Annotated in this window: 10 protein-coding genes; 4 read left to right on the forward strand and 6 right to left on the reverse strand. The window is 50.1% G+C overall.

All coding sequences use genetic code 11. From position 1 onward, the window contains the following. Positions 1-12 precede the first annotated feature (12 nt). The gene (locus BGL48_RS15680; RefSeq protein ID WP_069363519.1) at positions 13-1,224 is read right to left on the reverse strand and encodes an aminotransferase class V-fold PLP-dependent enzyme; all 1,212 of its coding nucleotides are present in this window, start codon (positions 1,222-1,224) and stop codon (positions 13-15) included. A 357-nt stretch (positions 1,225-1,581) separates the two neighbouring features. Here BGL48_RS15680 and BGL48_RS15685 point away from each other — a divergent pair, with 357 nt between their 5' ends. From BGL48_RS15685 to rlmM, 4 genes are all read left to right on the forward strand, one after another. After that, entirely contained in the window at positions 1,582-2,487 is a 906-nt protein-coding gene (locus tag BGL48_RS15685; RefSeq protein WP_069363520.1) for a transcriptional regulator GcvA, read from the forward strand. Continuing rightward, positions 2,484-3,122 (forward strand): alpha/beta fold hydrolase, encoded by a 639-nt coding sequence (locus BGL48_RS15690; protein WP_069363521.1) that lies wholly within the window; start codon positions 2,484-2,486, stop codon positions 3,120-3,122. The genes BGL48_RS15685 and BGL48_RS15690 overlap by 4 nt, the downstream gene beginning before the upstream one ends. After that, positions 3,119-3,499 (forward strand): DUF423 domain-containing protein, encoded by a 381-nt coding sequence (locus tag BGL48_RS15695; RefSeq protein WP_069363522.1) that lies wholly within the window; start codon positions 3,119-3,121, stop codon positions 3,497-3,499. The genes BGL48_RS15690 and BGL48_RS15695 overlap by 4 nt, the downstream gene beginning before the upstream one ends. A 119-nt stretch (positions 3,500-3,618) precedes the next feature. Then, the gene (rlmM, locus tag BGL48_RS15700; protein WP_069363578.1) at positions 3,619-4,695 is read left to right on the forward strand and encodes a 23S rRNA (cytidine(2498)-2'-O)-methyltransferase RlmM; all 1,077 of its coding nucleotides are present in this window, start codon (positions 3,619-3,621) and stop codon (positions 4,693-4,695) included. Between the two features lie 31 nt (positions 4,696-4,726). On the opposite strand, the gene xni is transcribed toward rlmM, so the two are convergent. From xni to queF, 5 genes are all read right to left on the reverse strand, one after another. Then, positions 4,727-5,518 (reverse strand): flap endonuclease Xni, encoded by a 792-nt coding sequence (gene xni / locus BGL48_RS15705; protein ID WP_141698108.1) that lies wholly within the window; start codon positions 5,516-5,518, stop codon positions 4,727-4,729. A 118-nt stretch (positions 5,519-5,636) separates the two neighbouring features. After that, positions 5,637-6,992 carry a nucleotide 5'-monophosphate nucleosidase PpnN gene (gene ppnN, locus BGL48_RS15710; RefSeq protein WP_069363524.1) on the reverse strand — a complete coding sequence of 452 codons (1,356 nt, stop codon included), beginning with the start codon at positions 6,990-6,992 and terminating at the stop codon, positions 5,637-5,639. Between the two features lie 119 nt (positions 6,993-7,111). Further along, positions 7,112-8,668 carry a GGDEF domain-containing protein gene (locus BGL48_RS15715; protein WP_069363525.1) on the reverse strand — a complete coding sequence of 519 codons (1,557 nt, stop codon included), beginning with the start codon at positions 8,666-8,668 and terminating at the stop codon, positions 7,112-7,114. Between the two features lie 77 nt (positions 8,669-8,745). Beyond that, positions 8,746-11,091, reverse strand: a complete 2,346-nt coding sequence (locus BGL48_RS15720; RefSeq protein WP_069363526.1) for a tetratricopeptide repeat protein — start codon at positions 11,089-11,091, stop codon at positions 8,746-8,748. 57 nt (positions 11,092-11,148) lie between these two features. Then, positions 11,149-11,997, reverse strand: a complete 849-nt coding sequence (gene queF, locus BGL48_RS15725; RefSeq protein ID WP_069363527.1) for an NADPH-dependent 7-cyano-7-deazaguanine reductase QueF — start codon at positions 11,995-11,997, stop codon at positions 11,149-11,151. Positions 11,998-12,009: the final 12 nt, after the last annotated feature.

Here is a 12,009-nt window from a genome sequence, read left to right on the forward strand (position 1 = left end):
CCTGCCTTATGATTAAATATCGAGTAGATCCAGGGTCTTATCTAATGCTGCAATAAACTGTGCGATGTCCTGGTATGTATTATAGGCCGCTAAAGAGACCCTGATGGTGCCATCGACACCAAGCGCCTTAATAAAAGGATGGGCACAATGATGGCCAGAGCGAACGGCAATACCTTGTTGGGCCAATAATTCAGCCACGTCTGCATGATGCTCGTCGCCAACGACAAAAGAGACCATGGAGCTGGTCGCCTGTGGCGCGATCAAACGAATGCGTGGCCGTGCGCGCAAAGCGTCTATGAGTTGTTGGTAACAGCTTGTTATATGTGCGTCTATTGCTTGGCTGTCTTGCTGCTTGAGCCAATCAATGGCAGCGGCAAGGCCGATTGCGCCTGCGGTGTTAGGCGTGCCTGCTTCAAAACGTGCGGGGATGGATGCGAGGGTATGATGGTCAAACGACACGTCTGTGATCATCTTCCCGCCCCCGTGGAAAGGCGAGAGCGCGCTCAGCGCTTCTGGTTTTCCATACAAGACACCAATCCCTGTGGGCCCATAAAGTTTATGGCCAGAAAAAACATAGTAGTCAGTGTCCAGTGTTTGCATACAGACAGGTTCATGGACGATGCCCTGTGCGCCATCAATGATCACGGTTGCACCAAATTTGTGCGCAACTTGGGTCATTTCCTCGATAGGATGGCGGGTGCCGGTGACATTGCTAACATGACTGATCGCAACAATGCGTGTCCGTGCGGTTAAGCGTTGCTGATACACCTTCATGTCTATTGTCCCCGTGCGAGGGCAGCAGGGGATTTTTACCAGTTGAGCGCCAGTGCGTTGCGCCATCAATTGCCAAGGGATCAGGTTGGCATGGTGCTCCATTTCGCTAACCAGGATCTCGTCTTGTGGGATAAGCGAGTGGCTTAGGCCATAGGCGATCAGATTAATGGCTTCTGTCGCGCCGCGGGTCCAGACGATATTGTGTGGGTTGGCACCGATAAAATGTGCCACATCTCGCCGCGCTTGCTCAAACTGTTCGGTTGCGGAGAGGGACGCTTGGTGCTGGCCTCGATGGACGTTTGCAACCGGCATCATATAGCTGCGACTGATCGCATCAATCACTGGCTGCGGCTTTTGGGCGGTAGCGGCACTGTCTAGATATACCCAGCCTGGCGTATTGAAAGCGGGAAACTGGGCGCGTAGGGAATGGGGATCAAAACCGTCGGTCATAGTCATCGTCCGAAATAAAATCCCGTCTATGATCGCTATCTCGTGGATGTAACTCAAGCCTGTTGTTGGCTCTCACCTTATTACAGACAAAAAAAAGCACTGAGCGAGGCTCAGTGCCAACAAATATGTAATGACAGACAATGTCAAAATACAGGAAGTTAAAAGTGGTAGATACGACTACCTGTCTAACCAGTGTTAGACAAATGCAAACACAACATCGCAACCACGGAAACAGTCTAAATAGAGAGACGTCACAAGTGGATGCGGGGAGCACTATAGGAGTTTGCTGGTATATCAGCAATCGACAATTTATAATGCCAATGATTAGAAAAATTAATGCATAGAGGTGTCAGCAATATGGCGAGGCGTCTTCCTCCACTCAACGCGCTGCGTGTGTTTGAAGCAGCCGCACGACATTTGAGCTTTACACGAGCGGCAGAAGAGCTGTTTGTCACTCAAGCGGCCGTTAGTCATCAAATCAAGGCATTAGAAGAGTTTCTCGGTTTGAAGCTGTTTCGCCGGCGTAATCGTTCGTTACTATTGACCGAAGAAGGACAAGGGTATTTTCTTGATATAAAAGATATTTTCTCTGAGCTTTCCTATGCGACGGATAAAGTGCTGGAGCGCAGTGCCAAAGGGGCGCTGACGATTAGTTTGCCGCCCAGTTTTGCGATTCAGTGGCTAGTACCTCGATTAGCTGATTTTAATACCGCGCACCCTGATATTGATGTTCGGATAAAAGCGGTTGATTTGGAAGAAGGGTCTCTGACCGATGATGTCGATGTTGCCATTTACTATGGCCGAGGTCACTGGTCGGGATTACGCTGTGATCTTTTGTATCAAGAATGCTTGCTGCCTGTATGTTCGCCACTGCTACTGGAGTCTGGGCAGCCGCTAAAAACTCCAGATGATTTGGTTCATCATGTTTTATTGCATGACCGCTCGCGTAAAGAATGGAAAGCCTTTGCAAAAGCCCATCAACTCAGCGAGGTGAATGTTGAGCATGGGCCGATTTTTAGTCACTCATCCATGGTGTTGCAGGCGGCGGCACATGGGCAAGGGGTCGCACTAGGAAACAATGTGCTTTCTCAACCAGAGCTAGCATCTGGACGCTTGGTGCAGCCTTTCGAGCAAGTATTAAAAAGCGATAACGGTTTCTACTTGGTCAGCCAGCAGCGTGATGCGGACACTGGACGTATCACCGCGTTCCGAGAATGGATGTTGGCGACGGCAGCGAAAGAACAAGAGAACATGAATTTATGACAGGTTTAAATATTGACGGGCCAGAAACGGCAACAGACTGGGTGATTTTTGCCCATGGGGCGGGCGCTGGAAAGGATCACGAGTTCATGGCTGATATGGCCGCGCGGATAGGGAAACACTGCAAAGTGGTGCGATTTAACTTTCCCTATATGGGTAAGCGCGAACAAGAAGGTAAAAAGCGCCCGCCCGATCGCGCCCCAAAACTGCTTGCCCATTTTGAATCTGTGATTGAGCACGTGGATGACGTAAGGCCAGCCGGTAGCCGATTATGGTTAGCGGGTAAATCAATGGGGGGACGTATGGCGAGCCATTTGACGGATCACGGCTCCGTCAGCGGGGTTATTTGCTTTGGCTTTCCATTCCATCCGCCAGGGAAGCCAGAAAAGTATAAAGGTGAGCATTTGGCGTCCGTGGAGCGTCCACTGCTGATTGTACAAGGTGCACGTGACACCTTTGGCCGTGAAGAAGAAATCAAAAGTTATTCTTTATCGCCATCGATTGAGGTGGTCATCGCACCGGATGGTGATCATAGTTTGAAGCCCCGTAAAGCCTCAGGGTATACAGAGTCAGATAATCGCCAGTGGGCGGTGGATAGCCTATACCAGTTTATTAAACAACAAGGTGAGCAAGGATGAAGTTACATCATTGGGTGAGTGTGGCGGCGATCGGTGCAGGGTTAGCGGTAGGGCTAGGCGCCTTTGCCGCGCATGGACTCAAAGCGGTGCTATCAGACTACCAGTTAGCCATTTTTAAAACGGGCGTTAACTACCAAATGTGGCACAGTCTTGCGTTATTGGGGATTTGCGGTGTCGCCTCTCAGCTTTCTTCTCGCTGTTTTGCCATTGTGGCTTGGGCCTGGCTTATCGGTGTGGTGGCGTTTAGTGGTAGCTTATACCTCCTGGCGCTGACATCTTGGTATTGGCTTGGACCCATTACACCCATGGGCGGTGTGAGCTTTCTGATCGGCTGGGTAGGACTCGCAATAGGGGCTTGGCGTTCTTATCAGCGCTGAGTCTGTCTACATGAATAAAAGCCTTGCGGGCATTTCTTTCTGGTCTGGATGGCAGATATAATGCGCAGCTTATTTTTACCGCCACACAGCGTGGTGATATGTTCGAGCCAGAGGGTGTTATGAATCAGGTTCTGCTTTATTGTCGTGCGGGGTTTGAGAAAGACTGTGCCGCAGAGATCCAACAAAAAACCACCGACATGGGGGTATATGGGTTCCCGCGCGTGGTTAATCATAGTGCGTATGTCCTGTTTGAGTGTTATCAAGAGGGCGATGCCGAGCGTGTTGTGCGTGATCTCCCGCTAGACTCACTGATTTTTGCCCGGCAAATGATCGCTATCACCGCCTCTCTTTCTGAGCTTGACCCTGACGATCGTATTTCACCGATTTTGGCGGTGGGCGAGCACTTACCCAAAGGCGGCGACCTACGGGTGGAAACCCCAGATAATGACGAAGCGAAAGCCCTGTTGAAGTTTTGTCGTAAATTCACCGTGCCATTGCGCCAAGCCTTACGTAAAAAAGGGGTACTGCTTGCAAAAGATAACCCCAAAAAGCCGGTGATCCATCTGTGTTTTACCGCCCCAGGCACCTGCTTGATTGGCTACTCTCTGACAACCAATAACTCCCCGCATTATATGGGGTTGCCGCGAATGAAGTTTCCTGCTGATGCGCCGAGCCGATCGACCTTAAAGTTGGAAGAGGCGTTTCATCACTTTATTCCCAAGCAAGAATGGGAGACGCGTTTAGCGCCTGGCATGTGGGCGGTCGACTTAGGGGCGAGCCCTGGAGGCTGGACCTATCAGTTGGTTAAACGCTCGATGTTTGTCCACGCGGTCGATAACGGCGCAATGGATGAGCAATTGATGGAAACCGGACAAGTCTTTCACCACGCTGAAGATGGATTTAAGTTCGAGCCGACGCGTAAGAATGTCACTTGGCTGGTATGCGATATGATTGAAAAGCCTTCTCGTGTAGCCCAATTGATGGGTGAGTGGCTGATTGAAGGGTGGGCGAAAGAGGCAATATTTAATTTGAAATTGCCGATGAGCCGCCGCTATGAGCAGGTGACGGAGAACCTCGACACCCTAGGCGCCTTTCTTGATGACTACAACGTGGCGTATGAAATGCGCGCGAAGCATCTGTACCATGATCGCGAGGAAATCACGGTGCATTTACGGCGGGTTAAACGCCAACGTTAACCGAGAGTCACTAGGTGTGTGACGCACTGATTTACGAAGATTGGCTCTGGCTGACGGAGTCAAAACGGATATCTTGCAAGTTAAAGCCGAGTGGGATATCCGTTTTCAGTTGTGCGACCTGTTTACATTGTTGCGCCAATTCATAATGGCCGGTGAGTTTTTTCTGCCACTTTGGTGCGAGATCGTCCGCAGCAAAAATAGCATCGATATCAGCATAATCGCTCAGCAGGCTGGTGGCCGTTTTGGGGCCAATCCCGGGTACGCCACTGATCTCACTGCTGCTGATCCCCGCGAGCCCCCAAAAATCGCAAAGCTGGTCCGGACGAACGCCGAATTGCGCTTGGACGAAGGCGAGATCTAGCCAGCGCTGCTGAAAATAATCGCGGATCCTAATCATCGGTTGCAAAAGCTGACAGTAGCCTTTATCGGTCGACACTATGGTCACTTGTTGCTGATGTTCTGCCACCTTTAAAGCCAAAGTGGCAATCATGTCGTCAGCTTCATCGCCCTGAGAAAGCAACGAATCAACGCCGTGCTGCCAAAATGCATCTTGAATCGCATCTAACCCATGTTCGAGCACCGTAGGCATCGGTTTACGGTGCTGTTTGTATGCCGGCAGGATCTCTGCGCGCCAGCCACGATCACTGCCCATATGATCAAAAACAGCAACAATATGGCTCGGTTGGCTATGATTGATGATTTTATTGAGGGTTTTGATGCAGGCATTCACCGTGATGTCGATGGCATCGCCCTCAGGCTGAGCCGCGTGGACACGGCGAATGAGGTTCATTGCATCGATAATGACAACATGGAGGCTAGACATAATAAAAACCAGTAATAACGCGCAGCATGAGCCGCGCATTATACCTGTGTTGGTGGCATAACGCAGTGTGCGCAATGCAGGTTATTGATTACTCGCCGGCTCAGTGCGCGTATTTGGGTTAGGAGACAATCTCGTAGCACGGCACATAGGCGGTGCCTGGCAGCTTCATCCGTTGTTGGTCGACGAAGCTTTGTAATAGTTTGTCCATTTTTTCCATCAAATATTTGTCACCATCGATTTTAAACGGGCCATGTTGCTCGATATTGCGCATTCCCTCGTCTTTCACATTCCCCGCCACAATGCCCGAGAATGCTTGACGTAACGCGGAAGCGAGCAACTCTGGGCGCTGATCCATGTGCAAGTTAAGATTAGCCATATTGTCATGTGTTGGTGCGAAGGGATGTTGGAAATCCGGCTCGATTTTTAATGACCAATTGTACGAGTAGGCATCGCCGGTGGCTTTGCGATGCTCTTTGACGGCAGGCATGGCATTTTTCATTAATCGTGCGGCTTTGGCTGGATCGTCAATCACGATTTCATAATATTGGGTGGCTTCCTCGCCCAATACATCACGAATAAAGGCATCGATATCGCGAAAGTAATCTTCACTTTCTTTCGGGCCGGTTAACACGATAGGCAAAGGCTGTGAGCGGTTATCAGGGTGCATCATGATGCCAAGAATATACAGCAGCTCTTCCGCTGTCCCTGCGCCACCTGGGAAAATGACAATCCCATGCGCGATACGGACAAATGCCTCTAGGCGCTTTTCAATATCGGGCATGATCACCAGCTCGTTAACCATAGGGTTCGGCGGCTCAGCAGCGATAATAGAGGGCTCGGTTAAGCCAATAAAGCGGCTGTCATACGTGCGCTGCTTGGCATGGCCGATGGCTGCGCCTTTCATTGGCCCCTCCATCGCACCAGGGCCACACCCCGTACAAATATCTAGTTCACGCAGACCAAGCTCATGACCCACTTCACGCGTGTATTGATATTCGATGTCGTTGATTGAATGCCCCCCCCAGCAAACCACTAAATTAGGATCGACCCGTGGACGGAGCGTTTTCGCATTACGCAATATACCGAATATTAAGTTAGTGATATGCGGTGAGCTATCGAGGTTGAGGGCAGGACTATGCTCGAGCTGCACATTAACGTGAATAATGTCGCGGAGGACAGAGAACATATGTTCTTGAATGCCGCGAATGATCTTGCCGTCGACAAAGGCATGATCGGGTGGGTTAACCAGCTCGAGTTTGATCCCCCGCTCTCGGCGTAACACGCGAATTTCAAAGTTGGCGTGCTTTTCGAGAAGTGCTTTGGAGCTGTCTGTATGGCTGCCTGAATTTAAAACGGCCAATGAGCAGTTGCGGTATAAGCGGTACAGATCACTGCTGGCGCTGGCTTTTAAACGATCGACCTCGATTTGAGAAAGCAGATCCATCGTTCCAATCGGACTAATGTGTGTGATCATAGCGACAACCTCTTACACGCCGACATCCTGTTTAACGCAAGCAAGGCTGTCGAGCGGTGCTATAAAAATCAGTGTGTTAATTAAAAATACACACGCTAGCCATAATTGACCAGTAAAAATTAACACCAGATGATTTGGTTGCGACCACTGTTTTTCGCTTGATAGAGCGCTTGGTCAGCACGCTCTAGCACCGGTGTGGGGGTATCTTCACCTTGGAAGAGGGTGGCACCAATTGAGACGCTAATTGACACGCGCTCGTTTTTAAACTTCAGCGGGAGTTTACGAATGGTGTGGCTAATATTAGCCAAAATATCAGTGCGCGTTTCATCGTCGGCATCAGGTAACAAAATCACAAACTCTTCGCCACCAAAGCGGGCAATAAAGTCGGTGTCGCGTAAGCATTGGTAGATGGTGCGCGCGATAACTTTCAACGCTTTATCACCGACTTCGTAGCCAAATTGCTGATTCACTTGTTTAAAGTGGTCAAGATCAACGACGGCAAGGCAAAACTCACGCTGGTACTTTTTCCATAATCGATACTCATGTTCCAAACGATCGTTTAGGGCGGCACGGTTGTAGACACGGGTAAGTGGATCTAACAGACGTTTGCGCTCCTGATCACCGATACGGCGGTGTTGATCGAGGGTTTGCTCTGCTAAGGCGCTAAGCTGGTTTTGATTGTGTGCTAATTGCTCTTCCAAGGCTTGCTCGCGATTTTTGAGCGCTTTATTTTCTTGCGCGATCACTTGCAGCTCTGCAAGCGCTTGGGTTAATGCGGCTTCTGGGTTGGCTTTTGCCGCGCCTTTTAGTTTGAGTTCGTGTTCAATATCGGTAATGGTGCGATCGAGTCGCTGATCGACACTTTGGTGTGCCAGTCGCAGCTGGCTGGCATGATCATGCGCACGGGTATTTTGTTGGCTTATTGATACGAGGTCATCATTGACTTGACTGAGAAATTGCTGCGAAGCGCGCCGCTCAGATTGGGTGGCTTCCAGAATCAGTTTGAGCGCCGCTAACGTTAAAGACACCACGGTAGCCGGTGATATATCGGTTAGCAGTTCACGGCGGATTTCAAGCAACCTGTCGCCTGCTTGACCGTCGATATCGAGTTCTGTAATCAGATTTTGTAGTTCGTCAGCGACGCGACGTATTTGATCGTTGTCGATGTCTGGTATTTGCTGAGTACGGGGCCTGGCAACTTGCAAGGTCACGGCGCGTTCGTAAAGTTGAAGTAACTTAATGAGGTGCTGTGTGCGTTCGGTATCACCGTTCGCCGGTTGCGCCAATAGATCTCGCAAGTCGCGTTTCAATTGAACGGGGAGACCTGTCACTCGCTGTAGTGTTTCACCACTGGTGTGAAATTGCTCATCGAGGTGTGACTGTGCTTTTGCTTGTGTCATGTTTTGATGACCCACCATGCGTTCAATAACGGCTAAACGCGGGAGCAACGCGCTAACATCCTGCGTTGAATACAATACGTCACGGAACTCGGCCAGCTTTTGGTCGACCAAGTTATTTTTACCCGAGCACGTGGCGATAAAGCGCGACACCAGCCGTTTAAGGCTATGGATTTCTCGACGCGACCTGAGCGCCAGCTCCCGATACGCTGAGGGCGACGCATTACTACCCGCCTGAGCGGTCTGGGCCGACAACGGTGATGGGGTGGACTTAGTCATTTTATCGAGTAAATACCTGATTATGTTCGCGTTTTGGTGCCATTGGTAGCGAAAACAGCTTCACTAACTACCCGTAGCTATACCGACTTATTGCTCTGGTCATCAATAACTGACGCTGGCTTTTTATCAGATTCGTGATCCTTCTGCCAGTTCAACAAGTCGTTAGCTGAAGATTTAACCTTCACTAATCCAGAATCAATGCCTTTCAAGCAAGCATGACGTAAGTTGGTATTGACGAAGCTCGCGGCGGGCGCTGTGTTAATTGCGCTAAAGTGTACCCAATGACTTTCTCCGGTCTGTTGCGCGAGATCACTGGCTTGATGGGTCGCCGTTAATAAAATCTCGATCAACTCTTGGTCATTAATCGATGTGTACGCACGTGGTAAAAAAGGATACTCCGCGAGACCAATGGCGACTTGCGGCGTGAGCGCCGGGGATGAGTCACCTTCACTCATCGTGTGTGCCTGACTGCTTTGGTAGTGGCTGACAAAGTCTGCGATCAAAGACTGCACAAAATGAGCAAGTGCATCAGGCTGGGTATCTTGCTCCCAATTGGTCTCGATATAAATAAACAAGGTATCGGCGAAATGATATAAGCGGCCAGATTGAGTGACGCGCTCGGACAAATAGTCGCCAAGCTGACGCTCGATATCTTGCGCCCTTTGATAGCCGAGACGCAAAAATAACGCTTTAAGAAAGGCAACGTCGAACATGGCAAAGCGGAGCCGATCACTCAGTGGCTGATGGATCATGTCGTTCAGATACCATTGCTCAAAGTTGGCGTTACTTTTTTCCAACGAACGCGGTAACTTGGCATTGAGCATGCGTAAGTTTCTCAGCCCAGTACGTGGGTGCGTATAAAAATCATCACGCAGCTCTTCGAGTTCTCCCTGACGCATCACCGCGGCACGATGACGAAGGTAAACAATGGCCACTAACACCCCAAGGCTGCCTAATAGGAAATAGTTGACCTTTTGTAAGTGAAGCTGTTCTTGATGTGCGCTATCTAGCTGGCGCTGCAGCTCATCCATCTGTAGCTGCCGCTCGACCACACGCTGTTGTTGTTTAAAGGTATCGGCTTGTTGCTGTCGCTCTGATTGCAGTTGCTGCGCGCGCAGCTTTTCATAATCACGTTGCATCATCAGGGCCGCTTGATACTTGCCTTGCGACTCCAAAGCTTTGGAGAGGGCATGATGCGCCATCGTCATGGTTTGAAAGTCTTTTTCTTCCTCTGCTCGCTCTAGCGCGGTGCGAATTTCTTTCTCTGCTTGCTTGGGTTGAGAAAGCGCAAGATGAATACGTCCTTGCAACAACATTGCCTGTGTGGTCAGGGGCGAGTTGGGTAGGCTACCGACCAGTCTTAACGCATCTTGGATGTATCTGTCACTGAGCGGGAAATGCTCTAGCTGATAATAGGTGCGGGCGATGGCCAGATGGACTTGTGCAAGCGGTTGGAGACGACCGAGTGCTTGCTCAATTTCAAGTGCATTAAAATAATGCACCAAGGCAAAATTATAACGGGCTTGTTGCTCGTAAATGGTGGCCAAGAGGCGCTGTGATGCTGATAAGCGTCGGCTTAATGAATAATGCTCAAAAAAGGCAGCGGCTTGGTTCGCGTGCTCAAGGGCTTGCTTAAGCGCGCCTTGCTGATTATACAGCCTGGCCAGTTTCATATTGGCACCAGCAATCAATGCTGTGTATTCGTTCTCGCTGGCTATCCAGAAAGCGCTGAGTAACTCGGTCAGGGCACTCTCATGTTGCTTCTGGTCGAGTAAAAAGCCACCCAGTGAGAGCTGAAACTCGACTTTATCCCGTAAATCTTGGGGATCACTATTAAGCTGGCTGCGCGCATTTTCATAGGCGACAAGCGCGGTGTCACTGTCTGCGGTGGCGGCGAGAATATTGGCGCGCAGTAAAGCACTTTTAAAACGACTTTCTTGACCGTTTAAGCTGTTTTCCGGCAAGGCTTCAATCGCTTTTTGGGCGGCATTGAGTGTCGCGAGGGCGCGCGTTGAATCGCGATCAAGGTGCCAGATAAGAGAGGCTTCGGTCAGTAAAACTTGCACTTGTACGTGTTTTAAGTCGTATTCATCGACCACTTGATAGGCTTTTTGTAGCGCCGCTTTAGCCTCAACCGGTTGATCGAGATAAGCATAAGCTCGAGCACTGATCAAATAGGCATACACGGTATGCAATGGCGTGCGAATCGAACGATCCGTGTCGTTATTCACATGTGAGCGATTGGCGCCTGTGGTTAGGCGGCGTTGGGCTAAAAACCGATTGCTGATTTCCAACGATTGCGCTGGAGACGTTTCGAGAAGCTTTTCGGCATTGGTTAGCACAGGTGAGGAGTGGATAGCGGCAAACGCCGTTATCGACGTTAACCAAAAAAGCAGGCCTACGAGTAGTCGGCTGATGCGCATGCGCCATCCTCTAAATAAAGCGATGAGAGAAAGGCTGCCCGCAGGCAGCCTGTGGTGTTATTGTCTTGCCAAACGGTTGTTTTCGCTTGGCGTTTTACCCATGTTCGTACGGTATGGATTAATATCTAAACCACCGCGACGCGTGTAACGGGCATAAACGGTGAGTTTTTCCGGCTGACAAAAACGCATGATATCCATAAAAATGCGCTCCACGCATTGCTCATGAAACTCATTGTGCTCACGAAATGACACCAAGTAGCGAAGCAGCTTCTCACGGTTTATCTTGTTACCTTTATAAGCGATTCTCACCGAGCCCCAGTCTGGCTGATTGGTAATCAGGCAGTTTGATTTGAGTAAATGGCTGTGAAGGGTCTCAGACACAACCGCGCCTTGAGCGGCACCGTCGAGCCAGTCTGGATTAAAGGTATAGTCGTCGATGCTGATGTCTTGGTGATCGATACATTCACCCGCGAGGCCAGCGATGGTTTCTCCCTCTAACTCACTGAGCGGGGATAAAGTGACATCTACCTCTTCGCCCGCACAGGCGGATAAATCGGTTTGCAATGCGTTAGCTACCTGTTGCCAGTTATCAAAGCGGGTTTGATTAAAGCTATTGAGGTAAAGCTTAAATGATTTTGACTCGATCAAGTTGGGGCTAGAGGCCGGGAGACGGACTTCGCCAATCGCCACTTGGGGCAAACCATTTTGGTTGAGCCATGACAGCTCATACAAGGTCCAGGTGTCGTAACCGGTAAAGGGCATCGGCGCATTATCGAGTCCGATGGCCTGACGATTTAGCGCGCGAGGGACAGCACGCAGTTGTGACGGATCGTACTGGGTTGGGTAATCTGTTTTTTCGCCAAGCGATAAATTGGCGAGGGCATCGGCATCTTGATAATTGCTCATACGGATCTGCTA

Source organism: Salinivibrio sp. SS3, assembly GCF_001722105.1.
GTDB lineage: Bacteria > Pseudomonadota > Gammaproteobacteria > Enterobacterales > Vibrionaceae > Salinivibrio > Salinivibrio kushneri.

Excerpts from the sequence above, each read along its gene's own strand:
- ppnN (WP_069363524.1), bottom strand. The coding sequence starts at position 6,992 with ATGATCACACACATTAGTCCGATTGGAACGATGGATCTGCTTTCTCAA.
- BGL48_RS15690 (WP_069363521.1), top strand. The coding sequence starts at position 2,484 with ATGACAGGTTTAAATATTGACGGGCCAGAAACGGCAACAGACTGGGTG.
- xni (WP_141698108.1), bottom strand. The coding sequence starts at position 5,518 with ATGTCTAGCCTCCATGTTGTCATTATCGATGCAATGAACCTCATTCGC.
- BGL48_RS15685 (WP_069363520.1), top strand. The coding sequence starts at position 1,582 with ATGGCGAGGCGTCTTCCTCCACTCAACGCGCTGCGTGTGTTTGAAGCA.
- rlmM (WP_069363578.1), top strand. The coding sequence starts at position 3,619 with ATGAATCAGGTTCTGCTTTATTGTCGTGCGGGGTTTGAGAAAGACTGT.
- queF (WP_069363527.1), bottom strand. The coding sequence starts at position 11,997 with ATGAGCAATTATCAAGATGCCGATGCCCTCGCCAATTTATCGCTTGGC.
- BGL48_RS15680 (WP_069363519.1), bottom strand. The coding sequence starts at position 1,224 with ATGACCGACGGTTTTGATCCCCATTCCCTACGCGCCCAGTTTCCCGCT.
- BGL48_RS15720 (WP_069363526.1), bottom strand. The coding sequence starts at position 11,091 with ATGCGCATCAGCCGACTACTCGTAGGCCTGCTTTTTTGGTTAACGTCG.
- BGL48_RS15695 (WP_069363522.1), top strand. The coding sequence starts at position 3,119 with ATGAAGTTACATCATTGGGTGAGTGTGGCGGCGATCGGTGCAGGGTTA.
- BGL48_RS15715 (WP_069363525.1), bottom strand. The coding sequence starts at position 8,668 with ATGACTAAGTCCACCCCATCACCGTTGTCGGCCCAGACCGCTCAGGCG.